The sequence below is a fragment of the Rhizobium acaciae genome (assembly GCF_025941625.1).
Classification (GTDB): domain Bacteria; phylum Pseudomonadota; class Alphaproteobacteria; order Rhizobiales; family Rhizobiaceae; genus Rhizobium; species Rhizobium acaciae.
In genome coordinates this window covers 13866-30300 of record NZ_JAPCZO010000026.1, presented here as the reverse complement: position 1 = coordinate 30300, position 16435 = coordinate 13866, and the positions used below count along the sequence as shown (strand labels likewise).

Here is a 16435-nt window from a genome sequence, read left to right as displayed (position 1 = left end):
CCTCCTTATCAAATTCCTGAAATTGTTCTGCATCCGGGTCGCGATGTCAATATTTGACATTGAGATTCGGTCCCTTCCAAATATCCCCGTGGCTCCGAGACGTTCATGACGTGGGCGGATGCAGCCGTGTATCGAGGGCAAAGGCCTCCTGGAACTTCAGTGCATAGGCGCCCGTCGCACCGCCTGCCAGAAAAATCAGGTTCCAGCTATGCCGCGAGACCGCGCTCGGGATCGCAACGAAACGATGCTGTCGGAGCAAATCGTCTCCGAAGGCCTGCTGTCCGGCGCTCGGAATGCCCGGGCGCAACCAGTTGGGATTGGGCACGTTTCCCGGATCGACAACATGGACATCGCCAGAATCGGCAATGACAGCTGCCGTCATCCTGTGCGCCACGGTGTCGAGCGCCCGGAACCCCTTGTGGACCGCGACTTCAAGGATCGCCGTCGCGGGATCGAGAGAGCAATAGACCGCGCGAACCCCCTTGCTGTTCCAGCGGCCGCCAACCCGATAGGCGCCTTCTCCGCTATCCCAAGTCGGCGCATGGACGGCCTGATCGAGCCGCCACGCGACCAGCTCGGTCCCGCCGAGCGCGATCGGCAAAAGGGTCATGCATAGACGCCGTATTCCAGGCGATCGAGATGATCCTCGACAAGCTCGACGCCGGCAGGCGTCCCGAGAAGATCGATCGGGCGGCGCTGCTCAAGTCCGACCGCCGGACGCTCCAGCCATAGTTCGGCTTCTGCCTGCGATCCGAAGATATCCGTTGCCTTTGCGAGGATCTCGGCGAATTTCCACGCTCGGCCGCTCTGTTCCTGGCTGAGCGGCTTGGAAGGCGTGTCCTTCCGCCGCTGCCAGGTGCGCAAGCTCATGCCCACCGCCTTTTCGAGGGACTCGTTCTTGCCGAGGACGACGAGAGTGCCGACAAGATGATCCAGTGCCGTTGCAGGCAGGCCGTGCAGGAGCAGCTCATGGGCGTCGAGGGCATTGGTCAGGCTACGCGACAGAATGCGCGAACCGCCGAGCAGTGCTTCTATTTTTTGCAGTTCACCACCGCCTGCCGCTGAAGAAGGTGCTTTTGCTGCGACGGCCATGATCTTTCTCCTGCGTCATCTGTCGCTTTTTATATGTCATGTGTCGCGACAAATTTCAAGATCTGACGGGCGTATCCCGCGTATCGGCCGCGGAACCGTGCCTTTCTCGCTGCCGGCGCCAAACAAGCGGGCAGGCGGCGATGGCACCGCCTGCCAAGGGCAGCTTGCAGCGGATTGAAATGCCGCGATCCCCACTGCTTTAAGAGGCTGGGTTGCGGCGCTCCAATTCCATAAGCGCGCGGATGGCAGGCAGGGCTGCCGCTCCCGGGATTGTCAGTCTTTTTGGCTGGTCGGCGCTGGCAACAAGATGGGCTCGACCGAATGTTTCGGTGCCATCAGCTGTGCAAGAATGTCGTCGGCCGAGTGGCTCGAACTGCCAATGCCGGCCTCGCGCAGCTGACGATCGAGGTCGCTGCCGTTTTCCAGCGCGGCCAGTTCAGCACCGGCTTCGATGCGGCCGGCAGTGATTTCCTGGCGTTTTTTGATACGCTCGAGACTTTCGACGGCGCTACCGAGGCGGGTATTGATGCCCGACTGGCTATGGGCGATCGCCGACTGAGCGCGCAGCAGCGACTCATTGGCTTTGACATTCTCCACCTCACGCTTCATCTGAGCAATGCGCGCTTCGGTCTCCTGGATCGTGCGCAGCATCTGCTGCTGGCGGGGCAGCAGCCGGTCGAGCTCTTCCTGGTCGCGCTGCACTTCGGCTCGGGTACCGGCAATGCGCTGAGCGAGACCCTGAGCGAGATCCGTGCGGCCCGCGGAGATCGCAGCGCGAGCGCTGTCGGTATCCTTGGTCTCCTTGGCGCGGTTTTCTTCAAGTCGGCGCATGACGCTCTTGTTGGACGCCATGATGCCGGCCAGATCGGATCGCGCCCCGCGCAACGACTGTTCAGCATCGCGGATTTCTTGATCAAGGACACGCATGGACTGACTGTCGGCGGCCGCTTCCGCTGCCTCGTTAATGCCGCCGCGAATGGCGGTGAAAATCTTGCCCCAGGTGCTCACGCTGCAATCTCCCCGCTTTTCCATTCTTCAATCATGTGGGCCGCATCGACGGCATTGGCAGCCAGAATCGCGACCTCCTCGACCACCGTCTCGGCCGGCGAGCGTGCTGACAGCGAGCCGAACAATTCATACCATTCCTCACCGTCGATCGTGGTGATGCCGAAGCTGGAAAGCGGCACGAACTTGTGGGTCTTCAGCACCATCCGTTCGAAGGCTTCTCGATTGGGCACGTCCTTGCACGGCACCAGAACAGCGCTGACAAGGATGTCGCGCTCCCCGCTCACCGCGACGAAGACGTCGAGATCGCCTTTTTCCTTAAGAGTCACGCATATGACGTCGCCCTGTTCGGGTACGGCTACATCCACATCGCCCAGTGCGTCGGGATCGGCGGCGAACAGGCGCGTTAAAGTGGTGAGGTTCCAGGTCTCCAAAAAGTCCTCCATCGGTTGGAACGTCAAAATATTTGGGTAATCGGTTTGCAACGTAAAGATCTGGTGCGCTAAATAAATTTCGCTAGGGTACGCGTTGGGAACGGGGGCGAATCGCTTGCCATTTATCGCTTCATTGCTGCGGCGTGTATATCTCTCGCTCAGCGAATTGGCCTGGTCAGCCCTTTTTGTTATCCTCGTGATCCACCTGGTCGCTTCTTACCTGCTCTTCCTGTTGGCCGGCGAAGGCGATCTCGTCGGCAATCCGGTCGATTTTCTTTATTACTACATGGTGACGGCAACGACTGTCGGCTATGGCGATCTTTCTCCAAAATCGGGGCCTGGCCGATTAATTGCCGTCCTGTTCGTTCTTCCCGGCGGCATTGCCATCTTCACCGCTGTTCTTGGCAAGTTGTTGACAACTATCGGTACGATCTGGAGGAACCGCATGCGTGGATTGGGTGATTACAGCGAGCGCGCCGGCCATATCATTGTCCTGGGCTGGCAAGAGGGGCAGACATACCAGACGCTGCGGCTGCTGCATGCCGAACGACAGGCCAACGAACCGATGAGTGTTCTGGTTGCCAAGGACCTGCCGGAAAATCCCGCCAGCAATTACGCCGACTATATCAGAACCGAGCGGCTTGGTGATGCCGACGCTCTGGTGCGGGCCGGAGTGGCGAAGGCGCGCGCGATCATCGCGCGCGGAGCAAATGACGACGAGACGCTGGCCGCGGTGCTGATTGCCGAAGACCATGCGCCTAATGTCCATATCGTGGCCTATTTCGCCGACGACCGCACGGCACAGATGGTCAAACAACGCCGGCCGCGCGTCGAGGCGGTGGGCTCGCTCGCCGAGGAGCTGCTGTCGCGTTCCGCCCGTGATCCGGGCTCTTCGGAAATCGCCGCACGGCTGCTGTCGGCCGCCTCCACCGACACGGCCTTTTCCCTGCCGGTACCGCCTCTGCAGACACCGCTGCTCTATGGAGACGTGTTTTTAAGCCTCAAGCGTCAGCACAATGTGACGCTGGTGGGCATGCTGAGCCAGGGCGTGACCGACCTCAATTGCGGAGACGAGGCGCCGCTTCGGGGCGGCGAGACTCTTTACTACATCAGCGGAATGCGGCTAGATCCCGCTGCCATCGCTTGGGCTCGAATGGGAGAGGTATCATGATCGGCTGGTTCGGCAGAGACAAGAACGAAAGGCCCTTACCCAAAGAACTTGGCCCGTTGAGCGCCGCCATCGGCGGGGCGTTGGAGATCGATTTCCTCTCCCTCGAAGCCGAGGCTTTGGCCGGCCAGCCGGCGATGCCGCTGCCACGGAGCGGCCCGTTCATCATTGCCGCCTACGGTGAGGTTTCGCTCGATGCCGCGACCGTTCTGTCGCGCTACTACGATGAAGACCATCGGATGGTGCAGGTGATGTCGACGTCGGGCCAGCCGGGGGATGTCGACGACATCAGCTTTTATCAGCCCTGGGACAGCGTCGTGCCTGCCGGGCAGGGCGAATGGAACCGCTGGACCGGGCCCGACGGCCTGATCGGCCAGCCAAGCTACGATGCCGACGGCATCCTCTATAGCCGCTTCTGGGGCGAGGGCCCGGAACGCACCCCATTGGCGGAGTTTGTCGAGAAGGTCGACGACGGTGAGGCGCAGCGCTCCATTCACCAGACCTGCATGCTGTATTATCGCCCGCTTGGCTCGACGCGCGAAATGCTTTTGATCAATGTCGAGCGCGACCTCGATCTCGGACAGAGCCAGGCAGGCAGCTCGGTGGAATTTCTGATCGGCTACGGACTCGCTCCGGCCGATGTTCGCCGCGTCTGAGGGGATCCTATCAATTTCAACGGAGGAATTTTTCAATGCTCGATTACGTGGCGGGTCTGCCTGCCTTCCTCGGCTATTTCGCCGTTGGTCTTGCCGCCTACGGCGTTTTCGCGGTGATCTACACATTCCTGACGCCGCAGAAGGAAGTCCAACTCATTCGCGCAGGCAATCTTGCCGCCGTCACGGCATTCTTGGGCGCGCTTGTCGGTTTCAGCCTGCCTCTGGCTTCGGCCGCAGCCAATTCGGTCAGCATCGTCGACTACATCATATGGGCGGTGGTCGGCATTCTGGCGCAGATCCTAGCTTACTATATTGCCAATTTCACCATGACGGATCTGCATGAAAAGATCACTGCCGGCGATATCGCCGCTGGCATATGGGGCGGCGGCATCGCGCTGGTCATCGGTATTCTCAACGCCGCCTGCATGACCTATTGAGGGGAGGGCACGATGCGCAGACGTAAGAGCGGGCACAAACGACCTTTCCTGGCCCTCGGCACCATCGCTGCCTCGACCCTGGCGCTGTCCGGTTGCGGCGATCAGACTCCCTCGGAGGCAATGTTCACCTCCGTCGACCAATGCGTGACTTCCGGCATGGACCGGCAGGTCTGCCAGGCCGGCTATCAGGATGCCATGCGGGCGCATCTCGCCGCCGCGCCGCGTTTCAACGGCATGGCCGCCTGCGAGGCCGAATACGGCTCGGGCCAGTGCACGGAACAGTCGGCCAGTGCCGTCCCCAACAATAGCGGGGGAGGCGGCAGCTTTTTCGTGCCGTTCCTGACAGGCTACGTGCTGTCTTCCGCACTGAACAACATCGGCGACTATTACAATTATCGCCGGCGCCAGGAGGAGAGTGGCTCCTACGGCTCGACACCGATCTATCGCAATCGCTCGGGACAAACGGTGACAACGACTGTTCGCTCGGGCGGCAACGGCACCGCGATCGCGCCCTCGCGTCAGACTGTCAAGCCGGTCAACGTCAACACCCGCACCGTTGCCCGTCAAGGCTTCGGGGGCCGTTCGTCGTTCAGTTTCGGCGGCTGATATGAAACGCATCACCCTTCCGGCGCGTCCTGATTGGCTTGACAAGGCGCGCGCTGTCGGCTTCGGGTTTCACGTCATGTATGGCGAACCCTACTGGCTCGACGATGCCGCCTATACATTCACGCTCGATGAGATCGAGATGCAGATTGAAGAACCGAGCCAGGAACTGCACGACATGTGCATGGATCTGGTCGATGATATCGTCAGAAGCGAAGAGTCGCTCGACAGGCTAGCCATTCCGGAGGACCTGCGCGATGTGGTGCAGCGCTCCTGGCAGCGCCGCGACCGGCACCTCTACGGCCGGTTCGATCTTGCTTACGACGGTACTGGCCCGGTTAAGTTGCTCGAATATAACGCCGATACTCCCACTTCGGTGTTCGAGACAGCCTATTTCCAGTTCAACTGGCTGACCGACCAGGTGGCTTTGGGTATCCTGCCCAAGGACGCGGACCAGTATAATTCCTTGCAGGAAAGCCTCGTTGAGGCGTTCGAGCAATTTTCCAAGGAGCCGATCTTCCACTTCGCGGCGATGACCGACAATGAGGAGGATCGCGGCACGACGGTCTATCTGATGGACTGTGCAGTGCAAGCCGGCCATCGTGTCGAGCTTCTGGACATCCGCGAGATCGGCATCGATGCGCAGGGCCGTTACACCGACCTCCAGGATCGGGTGATCGACCGTTGCTTCAAGCTGTATCCGTGGGAATTCATGCTGCGCGAGCCGTTCGCTCGCAACCTCGTGCGCTCGGGCGATGTTTTCGTCGAGCCCGCCTGGAAGGCCGTGCTCTCCAACAAAGGGCTTCTGCCTCTGCTCTGGCAGCGGCACCCCAATCATCCCAACCTGCTGGCTAGCTATTTCGCAGACGACCCGGCGGCGTCGAGTTTGAGCGATTATGTGCGCAAACCACTGCTGTCGCGAGAAGGCGAGAACGTCACGATATTCCGCGATGGCCGGGAATTGATTTCCGCCCCCGGCGATTATGGTGACGAAGGTTTTATCGTCCAGGCCTATGCCCCGCTTTTCGAAAGCGATGGCGGCTTCGCCGTGCTCGGCAGCTGGATCGTCGGTGATCGCGCCTGCGGTCTTGCGGTCCGCGAGGACCGCTCGCGCATAACCGCCAACTTGTCGCGTTTCGTACCGCACGTCATAGTCGGATAATAGGAGATATATCGCTTCAGGCGCAGCTATCTTCGAGCGATGCCGCCCGAGTGCCGGATCGACGCCGCGCCGCCAGTGCTTATCCGATCCAACAGACGACGCACCTGGCGCGTGCTCAGATCAAGCACATGCGCCGCCGACACCATCGTCATCCGGCCGGCCATCACTTTCGACAAAATCTCGATCCGCTGCAGGTCGCGCTCGCTCATCGCTATCAGTCCCATCCGCAATCTCCACCGTCATCAAACCCGGGGAGTGTGACATTCCAACTTTGCAGAAACAGGACACTTCAACTTTGCGGCTACAAAATATTGTGGCGTAATCAACGTTATGGAACTATGTGTGGGTATATTGGCTTGCATATTGTTTGGGCGCTTGCCACAGCAAAGACCGGCTCAAATGCCGCGTTGGCTGGCGCCGATGCCGCTGCGGCTATGACTGACGGAATTCGAGCCGCGTTCCTTTGCGGCGCGATCATCTCCATTGCATCGGCTATCACGGCCTTCTTCGTTAGAACGCCGGCTGGCGAGCATGCTACTCCTCGGGCCGAGCCAGCACGAAATCGTGCTCTATCTGCCAGAACTTGCCAGAGAAACCGAGCTCGTTAGCGCGTACCGAATCCTCAACGTGCTGGAACTTGGCAAGCAAGCTCTCCTTCACGCCGAAGACTGCGTCAGATTGGATGTACGGGTCGTCCGGATCGAAGATGTGTGTCGTGAGCGTCTCGAAGCCGTCGGCCTTGATGATATAGTGCAGGTGGGCGGGCCTGTAGGGATGGCGACCGAGCGCGCCGAGCAGCTTTCCAACGGGTCCGTCGTCCGGGATCGGGTAATACTTGGGCTTGACCGCTCGAAACCAATAGCGGCCGTCGGCGCCGGTGCGGAAAACGCCGCGAAGGTTGAAGTCTGGTTGGATCCCCTGCTGCTGCACGTCGTAGAAGCCCTCGTCATTGGCCTGCCAGACGTCGATAACCGCATCCTTGATGGGTTGCCCGGCCGTATCGAGGATCCGCCCGCCGATCACCATGTCCTCGCCCTTGGCATCGAGGCAGATATTGGCGCCCATCGCCAGTTCCGGCGCACCCTCGACATGGAAGGGACCGAGCACCGTGCTTTCGGATGCGCCCGACGGCTTGCGGTTGTTGATCGCATCCACCAGCATCGAGACGCCGAGAACGTCCGACAGCAGGATGAACTCTTGCCGCCATTCGTTGCACATCTGGCCGGTGCGCGTCAGAAACAGGATCGCCTGCATCCATTCGTCCTGGGTCGGTTCGATCTCCTTCACCGCCTCATGCAGCTTGCGGGTGATCACTTCCATGATCTGCTTCAGCCGCTCGTCCTTGGCATTCTTGTTGCGGCCGGTGACGACTTCGACGGAGTTCTCTTCGGTGAAGAAGCCTTTCTCATGCGCGTCCATCACGGCCTCACTTTCCAAGAATTGCTGTCAGCGCGCGGCGCAGTTCAGTCGTCGGATCGTCGACCATCGCCTCGCGCCGCCAGGCGACGTGGTGGTCGGGACGAACCAGCAGGATGCCGCTGTCGCGTATTTCGCGGATATTGGCCCAGTCGCCGGTAAAATCCTGCCACGGCTGGCGGGGCCCGATGACCCGGGCAACGATCTCAATGCCGAATTCCTTGCCGAGACTGCGGGCCGCCTCGACCCAGCCCTGCCCGCCGATGCCGGTCAGCACGGTCAATTTGCCACGGCCGGTGAGGTCGAGCGTCGAAACCTTCTCGCCGGTCGCAGAGAAGAGCCAGGCATGCGGCAGCCGCGCGCCGGGCCAGCTCGTCTGCTGGCAATGCAGTTCCGGGTCCTTGGTAAAGGCGGGCTCGGCCTGTCCATCTGATATCGCAGCACCGGAGCGGTAGCGCTGGTTCATCTCGACGCCATGGCAATCGAACTCGTAGACCTTGTCGGCGATCGCCTTGCGGATGGCGGCGCGTTGTTCTTCAGCAGCAACCGTGTTGTTGCAGCGGGCATCCATGTTCTGCTGCATCTTCACCGGGTCGATCGAATCAAGCAGTCCCAGCGCCTTGAAGATCGGCCCGAATTCTTCGATCGACTTATTTGCGCGGGTGACGATCTGCTTGGCGACAGGCGCTCGCTCATCCTGATAGCTATCGAGAAGTTTCGGGTCAGCGGTGCCCTTGAGGACGAAAGCCAGCTTCCATGCGAGGTTGAATGCATCCTGGATCGAGGTGTTCGAGCCGAGCCCGTTTGACGGCGGATGGCGGTGGGTGGCGTCGCCCATGCAGAAGACGCGGCCATTCGAAATTGACGTAGCGTACATATTGTTGACGGTCCAGGTCGAGACCGACTTGATGGTCATCTCGAGATCGGGATCGCCGACCAGGTCGCGCACGACCTTCTTCGCATGCGCTTCGTCCACCTCAGGCGCCGGCTGGTTGATGTCGTAACCCCAGACGATCAGCCATTCGTTCCAAGGCCTGACCATGCGCACCAGCCCCATGCCGATGCCGCCGACATCGGCACCCGGCTGCAGCACCCAGTAAAGCACCGATGGACGATGGGCGACCAGCCGCGACAGATCGGCCTTGAACAGAATGTTCATCGAGCCGGCAACGCCCATCTTGCCTTCGAATGTCAGGCCGGCATGTTCCGCAACCTTGGAATTGCCGCCATCGGCGCCGACCAGATATTTCGAGCGGACGGTAAATTCCTTGCCGGTCAGCCGGTCGAGACAGGTCGTCGTGACCCCGTCTTCGTCCTGCGCATGGCCCAGATATTCCGTCGACATGCGCGACTGGCTGCCGCGCGAACAAGCCGTCTTGAAGAGCAGCGGCTCCATGAAGGTCTGCGGGAGGTCGTTCATATGGGTCGGCGACGACAACTGGTGCTCGGCGCGCGACAGCGGATGTTTGCCCCAGCTCTTCATCCGGCCGATCTCTTCGCCGGTGAGCGAGGTGCAAAACACGTTCTCACCCATCAGGTCCTGCTCGGCCGCGAACATATAGGCCTCGTCCTCCACGTCGCGGCCAAGATCGCGCAGCACTTCCATGGTACGCTGGTTGGTGATGTGGGCGCGCGGCGTGCTGGCGAGCCAGCGGTAGCGGTTGATCACCAGGTTCTCGACCCCGTAGGACGAGAGCAGGGCAGCGGTGGCGGAGCCTGCTGGGCCGGTGCCGATGATGAGTACGTCGGTGGTAATGTCAGCCATGAGGCCCTCCCCTATGCGTGAGATTGAGCGGCCCGCCCTTCAGGACGCGGCGAACCGGGAAAAGCTGGATGCCGGTGCGCTCGGAGAACAATCCCCAGAGGCCGCGCGGCGCGAGAAGCATGATGGCGATGCCGAGAAGACCGAGCATCAGCAGGTACCAGGAGCCGTAGTCGGCCAAGAGGTTCTGTAAGAGAAAGAAGATGATGACGCCGAGGATCGGTCCCTCGATCGTACCGATGCCGCCGATCACGACGATGAAGATGACATAGGCCGTCCAGTCGGTGACCGAGAAGGCGGCGTCCGGCGAGATGCGCGCCTTCTGCACGTAGATCAGCGCCCCAGCGATGCCTGTCATGAAGGCGGTGGCGAGATAGACCAGCGTCTTCATCCGCCGCGCATCGACGCCGACGGCGCGGGCGGCCTGTTCGTTGTCACGAACGGCCGCGAGACCGAGACCCTGCTTGCTGCGCAGCAGTCCATAGATGAAGCCGATTGTGGCGACCACGAGGATCAGCGCCAGCCAGTAAGTCAACGCATCGCCCGCCTCAGAAGCCTTCATGCCGAACAGGTCGCGCATCACGCCGACACCCATCATGTCACGCGTAGCATCGCGCGGCAGCGAGGTGCCGGTGCCGCCGCCGAGCGCCTTCCACTGGGCCAGCAGCAGCCGCACGACCTCGGCCACCACCCAGGTGCCGATGGCGAAATAGGGACCGTAGAGCCGGAACGTGAAGAAGGCCGTCGGAACGGCAAGGGCGACGGAAAATACGCCGGCAATCAGGATGGCCACAACAGGATCGACGCCGAAAAGGATGACGCAGCCGAACATCGTATAGGCGCCAAAGCCGACGAACACCTGCTGGCCGACCGAGATCAGCCCGGCATAACCGGCAAGCAGGTTCCAGTTCTGCGCCAGCACCAGCATGGTGAGGATGAAGAACAGGTCCTGGATGACGCCACGGGAGGCGATGAAGGGTGCGGCAAAGGCAAGCAACAGAAGGGCAACGACCGCGACGGCGGACAATGTCGATGCCCTGGTACGCGTCTCGACGGTGAAGGATGGAATGGCCATGGTCATCGATGCACCTCAATCCACCGCGCGCGGGAAAAGGCCGCGCGGCTTGAACAGGAGAACGGCGAGGAATGCCAGGTGGCCGGCAAGGATCTGCCATTCCGGATTGATCGCGGCACCCACAGTCTGGGCAACGCCGAGGATGATGCCGCCGGCGAGCGTGCCCCAGAGCGAGCCGAGGCCGCCGATGATCACCGCTTCGAAGGCGTAGATCAGCCGCGCCGGCCCTGACGTTGGATCGAAATTGGCGCGTGTCCCGAGATAGAGGGCAGCGATCGTCACCACGATCATGGCGAGCCCCGTCGCCATCGCGAAGATGCGCTGCGGCCGAATGCCCATCAGCCCTGCCGTCACCGGATCGTCCGAGGTTGCCCGGAAGGCGCGGCCGACGGAGGTGCGGTAGATGAGCTGGTTGAGACAGACGATGACGGCGACGGCGGAAAAGAAGGTCATCAGCGGCATGATGCCGGCGGTGACAGGACCTAGATTGACGGAGGCGCTTTCTAGGCTGCCGGCAAAGACGCGGCGGCTATCGGCCGAAAATCCTTCGAGCAGGCCGTTCTGGATGACGATCGACAGGCCGAAGGTGACAAGCAGCGGCGGCAGGATATCCTTGCCGAGCGTGCGGTTGAGCAGGAAATATTGCAGGCCCCAGCCGATGGCGAACATCAACGGCATCGCGATCGCGGCAGCTACGAACGGATTGAGCCCAAGTGTCGTCACCAGGACCAGGATCAGGAAGGCGGCAAGCACGATCAGATCGCCATGGGCGAGGTTGACCAGCCGCATGATGCCGAAGACGAGGCTCAAGCCCGCCGCAAACAGCGCGTAGAGCCCGCCGAGCAGCACGCCCTGGAGAATGGTATCAAGCCAGTTCATGGTGATCCGTCCCGAAATAGGCCCTGTGGATGTCGTCGCGGCTGAGGTCGGCGGCGCGGCCGGAGAGCGTCACCCGCCCTTCCATCATGCAGTAGACGCGGTCGGCCACCTTCAGCGCCTGGGCGATATCCTGCTCGACGATGACGATCGAAGCGCCGGTCTCGCGGATGCGCGGGAAGGCGGCGTAGATATCGCGGACCACGACCGGCGCAAGGCCAAGGCTGATCTCGTCGCAGAGCAGTAGCGCCGGATTGGACATCAGCCCGCGGCCGATCGCCACCATCTGCTGCTGCCCGCCGGAAAGTGCTGTGGCCGGGTTGTTGCGCCGCTCCTTCAGGATCGGGAACAGCGCGAAGATGCTTTCGAGCGTCCACGGGCCATCGACCTTGCGGCTATAATTGCCGATCAGCAGGTTTTCCTCGACACTCAGCGACGGAAAGAGTTTTCGCCCTTCCGGCACCATGGCAATGCCGCGCGCCAGAATGTCCGGCGCCGGCAGCGCCCCGATCGGCTCATCGCGGTAAAGGATCGATGCCGGCGCATTGGCGAGCACGCCGGAGATCGAGCGCATCAGCGTCGTCTTGCCGGCCCCATTGGCGCCGATGATGGCGATGGTCTCGCCGGTGCCGACCATGATATCGACGCCGAACAGCGCCTGGAAGTCGCCGTAGGAAGCGGTCAAGCCTCTGGTTTCGAGCAGCGCCATCAGATCTCGATCCCCAGATAGATTTCACGCACATCGCGCGACGCCATAATGTCCTCCGGCTTGCCGATACCGATGACCCTGCCGAAATGCAGCACCAGCAGCCGCTCGACGACGGAATTCAGCGCATGCAGCACGTGCTCGATCCAGATGACGGCAACGCCGCGCGCATGAATGGCGCGGATGGTGGCGACCAGCGACCGGCACTCGCCCTCGGTCAGTCCGCCAGCGATTTCATCGAGCAGCAGCAGCTTCGGCTCCGTCGCCAGCGCTCGCGCCAGTTCCAGCCGCTTGCGCTGCAGCAGCGACAGGCTTCCGGCCAGCACATTCGCCTTGTCGATCAGCCCTGTGTCCACCAGGATTTCGGCGCAGCAGTCCGACACCTCGGCCTCGCGCCGCCGCGAGCCGAAAGCGCCGGCGACCAGGAGGTTTTCGAAGACCGTCAGCTTCTCGAACGGCTGCGGGATCTGGAAGGTGCGGCCCATGCCCGACAGGCAGCGCGCCATCGGCGGCGTGCGGGTCACGTCGCTGCCGAGAAAGCGGATGCTGCCGCTATCGGCGGGGATATTGCCGGTGATCAGATTGAACAGCGTCGACTTGCCGGCGCCGTTCGGCCCGATAATGCCCAGCGCCTCGCCTTCGCCGACGGCAAAGGAAATCTGCTCGGCGACGGTCAATGCACCGAATTTCTTCGAGACACCATCGAGTTCGAGAATTGCCAAACCCATTCCTCCCAGAACAGGCGGGGCCTCTAGCAGGCCCCGCGCCAAAAATCAGGCGCCCAAAATCAGGCGATTGCTTCCATCGTGCCGCCGACCGGAATGTTCGGCGCCGTCTTGTTGTCGGTGATGACGAGGTCGTAGCCGCCGCCGTCCTTCAACCGCCACTGGCCGCCGACGAGCGGTGTCTTGGCGATGTTCTTGGCCGCAAACGGCGGCAGGCCCTTGCCGTCCCAGGCGATCGGACCGACCAGCGTATCGAGCTTGGTGGCGGCAATCGCCTGCGCGACGGCATCCCCGTCTGTCGGATCTCCGGCCCGCTTCATCGCATCCACCGCCAGCTCGAACAGCGCATGGGCGAAACCGATCGGCTGCGTCCAGGGCCTGTTGGTCGCCTTGGTAAAGGCGTCTGCCACCTGTGCTGTACTTTCCCCCGTCAAGGACGACTTGAACGGGTGGCTCGGCGTCCACCAGACTTCCGACGACAGATTGTGGCCGGCATTGCCGAGCGCCTCCACCGTCTGCGGGAAGAGCAGCGCCTTGCCGATCGAGGCGATCTTCGGCGCGAAACCCTGCTGCTTGGCCTGGTTCCAGAAGGTGGTGAAGTCAGGCGGAATGACGACGCCGGTGATGATTTCGCACTGGCCCGATTTGAAGGCATTGATCTGCGCCGAGAAATCATCCGTCATGTTCTGGTAGCGGCCGGGGTCGATCAGGCCATAGCCCATCTTTTCCAGCACCGGCGGGAAGCCGACGACCTTGTCGCCCCAGGCATTGCCGTCGCCATCGTTGGGGAACAGGCCGCCGACCTTCTTGTTGGTTTCGATCTGCGCCCACATGTTGGTGAAGACCGAGATGACGTCTTCGAGACCCCAGAAGAAGTGATAGGCGTAGTTGAACGGCTTCCAGGACGTGGGGTCGCCGGGATTGCCCTGCTGGCCGATGAACCATGGCTGCCAGGGCGCCACCGTCGAGATGCAGGGCATTTCCTCGGCCTCGCAGGTGGTCGCCACCGGATTGGTGGTCTCCGGCGTCGAGGCGACGAGGATCAGGTTCACCTCATCGGTGACGATCAGTTCCTTGGCGACCTCAGCCGCCCGGTTCGGATTGGACTGGCTGTCCTTGACGACAACCTCATAGTTGAGACCCATCGACTTGGTGGTCGCCAGAAAACTGTCGATGACGAACTTGTCGGCCTCGCCGAAGGCAGCTAGCGGCCCCGTCTGCGGGCTGACATAACCTAGCTTGATCGCGGCATCCTGCGCGATCGCAGGTGCGGCGAGCCCTGAGGTCACCGCCAATGCACCGGTGGCGGCCGTCGTCTTCAGAAAATCGCGTCTGGTAAACATGTTTCCTCCTCCCATTTTTTCTCTCCTCCCAGAGAGCGTGATGTCTGTCGTCAACCTATGCCGGCCGCGTGCCCTCCCAGGCATCCTGCAGCAGGGCGCGAATGGATTGCCGGTCGATCGGCCTTGGATTCCAGTAGGGATTTTCGGTGGCGATCTCGGCTGCGCGATCGAGATCGGCTTCGCTGAGGCCGAGATCCTTCAGCGCCAGCGGTGAACCGATTTGTCTCGCGAAATCCCAAAGCCCGCCGCCGACCGAACCGCCGAAGATATCGGCGACCGGCGCCAGAAGCTCCGGCACGGCTGCGGCATTGTAGGCGGCGGTGTGCGGCAGCATGATCGCATGCGTATCGGCATGCGGCGTATCGAAGGTGCCGCCCAGCGTGTGGCAGATCTTGTGGTGCAGGGCCATGCCGACCGTGCCGAGCACGGTGCCGCAGAGCCAGGCGCCGTAGAGCGCATCGGCGCGGACATCGGCAGCCCGCGGCACGGCGACGATGTCAGGCAGACTGGTCTTGAAGGCCCGCAGCCCCTCGGCCGCCATCAGTGTCGAAATCGGGTTGCGATCCCGGGCATAGAGCGCCTCGACCGCATGGGCCATGGCATTCAGCCCTGAGGTGACGCTCATGCCGACCGGCAGGCCAAGCGTCAGCGCCGGGTCGTAGATCACCACCTCAGGCAGGATGCTCGCATGGCGCACGGTCGTCTTGCGCCCACCCTCCGTCTGGCCGAGGATAGGCGTCACTTCCGATCCGGCATAGGTCGTCGGAATGACGATCTGCGGCAGATCCGTGCGATAGGCGATTGCCTTGCCAAGCCCGGTGGTCGAGCCGCCGCCGAGCGAAACGACGCAGTCGGCCTGCGTTCGGAGAACGACCTCCCTCGCCTCTTCGGTGACATCAACAGGTGTGTGCATGACGGCGCCCGCAAAGACGCCGACAGCGAGAGAACCCAGCCGCGCGGCCAGCGCTTCGGCATCGGCCTTCTGATGCGGCGTAGAGAGGACGAGCGCATTGGCGCATCCGAGCTTTTCCACCCACTCGCCGGCGGCAGCGCTCTTGCCTTCGCCGAAGACGATATGGGCGGGGCTGCCGCTATAGATGAAATCGCGGCTCATATCTCGGCTCCTTGCCTGGCGCGGACCATGACGAAGGTCAGATCCAACAGCCACCCCTTGCCCCGCGGCTCGAAGGTTCGCACCAGCTCCGGCTTGACGGCGAAGATCGCGTCTTCGGCCAGATGCGGATCGCTGCCGTCATAGATATGCGTGGTGATCGTCTCGAAGCCCGGGGCCTTGATCATGAAATGAAGATGCGCGGGGCGGCGCAGCGGATAGCCCGCCTGCCGCAGAAGTTTTCCCACCGGCCCGTCGTCCGGCACGCCATAGCCGCATGGCTTGATGGTCCGATAGTGGAAACGTCCGTCCGCATCGGTGCGGAAGCCGCCGCGCAGGTTGAATTCCGGCTGCAGATCCGGCTGCTGGTTTTCGTAAAATCCTTGAGCATTGGCCTGCCAGGTGATGATCTCGGCATTTGCGATGGGATCGCCATCGAGATCCTGCACGCGGCCGGAAACATCAAGCGTCTCGCCGATCCCGTCGAGCGAAATATTGCCGCCGAGTGGCAGTTGCGGAACGTCGGCGCGGAAGAAAGGTCCGCGCACGGTGTTGGGGGTGGCCGTCTTCGGACGGCGCGAATTGATCTCCTCGACCAGTGCGGAAGCGCCGAGCAGATCCGACAGCAGCACCCACTCCTGGCGCCGCTCGTCGCTGGCATGGCCGACATCGGTCAAGAATTCGATGACTTGGCGCCATTCCGCCTGGGTGGGCCGCAGTTCGCGGATCAGGGCATGAAGATGCGTCACCGCTGCCGCGAGAACCTGCGGTAGGCTGTTGTCCCTTGATGGCGGTAGTCGTTGCGCGAACATGTCATGCGAGGTGGCCTCGCTGAAATTCAGCGCCATCGGACCCGGCGTCATG

At 62.0% G+C, this 16435-nt stretch carries 18 protein-coding genes and 1 pseudogene; 5 read left to right on the top strand and 14 right to left on the bottom strand.

Annotated elements, in window-relative coordinates; all coding sequences use genetic code 11:
* Positions 1-103: 103 nt before the first annotated feature.
* From OLZ32_RS31545 to OLZ32_RS31530, 4 genes are all read right to left on the bottom strand, one after another.
* Positions 104-610 (bottom strand): RES family NAD+ phosphorylase, encoded by a 507-nt coding sequence (locus OLZ32_RS31545; protein WP_003550230.1) that lies wholly within the window; start codon positions 608-610, stop codon positions 104-106.
* The gene (parS, locus tag OLZ32_RS31540) at positions 607-1092 is read right to left on the bottom strand and encodes a type II RES/Xre toxin-antitoxin system antitoxin (RefSeq protein WP_003550231.1); all 486 of its coding nucleotides are present in this window, start codon (positions 1090-1092) and stop codon (positions 607-609) included. The genes OLZ32_RS31545 and parS overlap by 4 nt, the downstream gene beginning before the upstream one ends.
* 273 nt (positions 1093-1365) lie before the next feature.
* Positions 1366-2100, bottom strand: coding sequence for a PspA/IM30 family protein (locus OLZ32_RS31535; protein ID WP_017991277.1), 735 nt, complete (start codon positions 2098-2100; stop codon positions 1366-1368).
* On the bottom strand, positions 2097-2543 hold the full coding sequence (locus tag OLZ32_RS31530) for a YjfI family protein (protein WP_032992943.1): 447 nt from the start codon (positions 2541-2543) through the stop codon (positions 2097-2099). Before OLZ32_RS31530 ends, OLZ32_RS31535 begins: the two co-directional genes overlap by 4 nt.
* Positions 2544-2646: 103 nt before the next feature.
* Here OLZ32_RS31530 and OLZ32_RS31525 point away from each other — a divergent pair, with 103 nt between their 5' ends.
* Genes OLZ32_RS31525 through OLZ32_RS31505 form a run of 5 tightly spaced genes read left to right on the top strand, consistent with a single transcriptional unit; the run spans position 2647 to position 6557 of the window.
* On the top strand, positions 2647-3702 hold the full coding sequence (locus OLZ32_RS31525; RefSeq protein ID WP_264396250.1) for an ion channel: 1056 nt from the start codon (positions 2647-2649) through the stop codon (positions 3700-3702).
* Positions 3699-4355, top strand: coding sequence for a YjfK family protein (locus OLZ32_RS31520; protein ID WP_264396249.1), 657 nt, complete (start codon positions 3699-3701; stop codon positions 4353-4355). Before OLZ32_RS31525 ends, OLZ32_RS31520 begins: the two co-directional genes overlap by 4 nt.
* 35 nt (positions 4356-4390) lie before the next feature.
* A complete protein-coding gene (locus OLZ32_RS31515) occupies positions 4391-4792 on the top strand; it encodes a DUF350 domain-containing protein (RefSeq protein ID WP_003550237.1) in 402 nt (133 codons plus the stop codon).
* A 12-nt stretch (positions 4793-4804) separates the two neighbouring features.
* Positions 4805-5398: a DUF1190 domain-containing protein gene (locus tag OLZ32_RS31510; protein ID WP_003550238.1), complete on the top strand. Its 594-nt coding sequence runs from the start codon at positions 4805-4807 to the stop codon at positions 5396-5398.
* Position 5399: 1 nt separating this feature from the next.
* Complete coding sequence (locus tag OLZ32_RS31505; RefSeq protein ID WP_264396248.1) at positions 5400-6557, top strand: glutathionylspermidine synthase family protein; 1158 nt, start codon at positions 5400-5402, stop codon at positions 6555-6557.
* Between the two features lie 50 nt (positions 6558-6607).
* Here OLZ32_RS31505 and OLZ32_RS31500 read toward each other — a convergent pair.
* From OLZ32_RS31500 to OLZ32_RS31455, 10 genes and pseudogenes are all read right to left on the bottom strand, one after another.
* Positions 6608-6781 (bottom strand): annotated as a pseudogene (locus OLZ32_RS31500) (helix-turn-helix domain-containing protein); the annotation flags it as partial.
* Between the two features lie 310 nt (positions 6782-7091).
* Positions 7092-7976 carry an intradiol ring-cleavage dioxygenase gene (locus OLZ32_RS31495; protein ID WP_003550243.1) on the bottom strand — a complete coding sequence of 295 codons (885 nt, stop codon included), beginning with the start codon at positions 7974-7976 and terminating at the stop codon, positions 7092-7094.
* A 7-nt stretch (positions 7977-7983) separates the two neighbouring features.
* A complete protein-coding gene (locus OLZ32_RS31490; protein ID WP_264396247.1) occupies positions 7984-9738 on the bottom strand; it encodes an FAD-dependent oxidoreductase in 1755 nt (584 codons plus the stop codon).
* Entirely contained in the window at positions 9731-10816 is a 1086-nt protein-coding gene (locus OLZ32_RS31485) for a branched-chain amino acid ABC transporter permease (protein WP_264396246.1), read from the bottom strand. The genes OLZ32_RS31490 and OLZ32_RS31485 overlap by 8 nt, the downstream gene beginning before the upstream one ends.
* Before the next feature lie 9 nt (positions 10817-10825).
* Positions 10826-11689: a branched-chain amino acid ABC transporter permease gene (locus OLZ32_RS31480; protein WP_003550246.1), complete on the bottom strand. Its 864-nt coding sequence runs from the start codon at positions 11687-11689 to the stop codon at positions 10826-10828.
* On the bottom strand, positions 11676-12395 hold the full coding sequence (locus tag OLZ32_RS31475; protein WP_264396245.1) for an ABC transporter ATP-binding protein: 720 nt from the start codon (positions 12393-12395) through the stop codon (positions 11676-11678). The genes OLZ32_RS31480 and OLZ32_RS31475 overlap by 14 nt, the downstream gene beginning before the upstream one ends.
* Positions 12395-13114, bottom strand: coding sequence for an ABC transporter ATP-binding protein (locus OLZ32_RS31470; protein ID WP_264396244.1), 720 nt, complete (start codon positions 13112-13114; stop codon positions 12395-12397). The genes OLZ32_RS31475 and OLZ32_RS31470 overlap by 1 nt, the downstream gene beginning before the upstream one ends.
* Before the next feature lie 65 nt (positions 13115-13179).
* Positions 13180-14460: an ABC transporter substrate-binding protein gene (locus OLZ32_RS31465; protein WP_264396243.1), complete on the bottom strand. Its 1281-nt coding sequence runs from the start codon at positions 14458-14460 to the stop codon at positions 13180-13182.
* Positions 14461-14515: 55 nt separating this feature from the next.
* Positions 14516-15574 carry a maleylacetate reductase gene (locus OLZ32_RS31460; protein WP_264396242.1) on the bottom strand — a complete coding sequence of 353 codons (1059 nt, stop codon included), beginning with the start codon at positions 15572-15574 and terminating at the stop codon, positions 14516-14518.
* Positions 15571-16434 (bottom strand): dioxygenase family protein, encoded by an 864-nt coding sequence (locus tag OLZ32_RS31455; protein WP_264396241.1) that lies wholly within the window; start codon positions 16432-16434, stop codon positions 15571-15573. The genes OLZ32_RS31460 and OLZ32_RS31455 overlap by 4 nt, the downstream gene beginning before the upstream one ends.
* Position 16435 lies beyond the last annotated feature (1 nt).

What these genes read in the sequence shown, in the direction of transcription:
- OLZ32_RS31460 (WP_264396242.1), bottom strand. Translation starts at nt 15,574, where the DNA reads ATGAGCCGCGATTTCATCTATAGCGGCAGCCCCGCCCATATCGTCTTC.
- OLZ32_RS31495 (WP_003550243.1), bottom strand. Translation starts at nt 7,976, where the DNA reads ATGGACGCGCATGAGAAAGGCTTCTTCACCGAAGAGAACTCCGTCGAA.
- OLZ32_RS31455 (WP_264396241.1), bottom strand. Translation starts at nt 16,434, where the DNA reads ATGACGCCGGGTCCGATGGCGCTGAATTTCAGCGAGGCCACCTCGCAT.
- OLZ32_RS31485 (WP_264396246.1), bottom strand. Translation starts at nt 10,816, where the DNA reads ATGACCATGGCCATTCCATCCTTCACCGTCGAGACGCGTACCAGGGCA.
- OLZ32_RS31475 (WP_264396245.1), bottom strand. Translation starts at nt 12,395, where the DNA reads ATGGCGCTGCTCGAAACCAGAGGCTTGACCGCTTCCTACGGCGACTTC.
- OLZ32_RS31480 (WP_003550246.1), bottom strand. Translation starts at nt 11,689, where the DNA reads ATGAACTGGCTTGATACCATTCTCCAGGGCGTGCTGCTCGGCGGGCTC.
- parS (WP_003550231.1), bottom strand. Translation starts at nt 1,092, where the DNA reads ATGGCCGTCGCAGCAAAAGCACCTTCTTCAGCGGCAGGCGGTGGTGAA.
- OLZ32_RS31465 (WP_264396243.1), bottom strand. Translation starts at nt 14,460, where the DNA reads ATGTTTACCAGACGCGATTTTCTGAAGACGACGGCCGCCACCGGTGCA.
- OLZ32_RS31515 (WP_003550237.1), top strand. Translation starts at nt 4,391, where the DNA reads ATGCTCGATTACGTGGCGGGTCTGCCTGCCTTCCTCGGCTATTTCGCC.
- OLZ32_RS31520 (WP_264396249.1), top strand. Translation starts at nt 3,699, where the DNA reads ATGATCGGCTGGTTCGGCAGAGACAAGAACGAAAGGCCCTTACCCAAA.
- OLZ32_RS31490 (WP_264396247.1), bottom strand. Translation starts at nt 9,738, where the DNA reads ATGGCTGACATTACCACCGACGTACTCATCATCGGCACCGGCCCAGCA.
- OLZ32_RS31530 (WP_032992943.1), bottom strand. Translation starts at nt 2,543, where the DNA reads ATGGAGGACTTTTTGGAGACCTGGAACCTCACCACTTTAACGCGCCTG.
- OLZ32_RS31510 (WP_003550238.1), top strand. Translation starts at nt 4,805, where the DNA reads ATGCGCAGACGTAAGAGCGGGCACAAACGACCTTTCCTGGCCCTCGGC.
- OLZ32_RS31545 (WP_003550230.1), bottom strand. Translation starts at nt 610, where the DNA reads ATGACCCTTTTGCCGATCGCGCTCGGCGGGACCGAGCTGGTCGCGTGG.
- OLZ32_RS31505 (WP_264396248.1), top strand. Translation starts at nt 5,400, where the DNA reads ATGAAACGCATCACCCTTCCGGCGCGTCCTGATTGGCTTGACAAGGCG.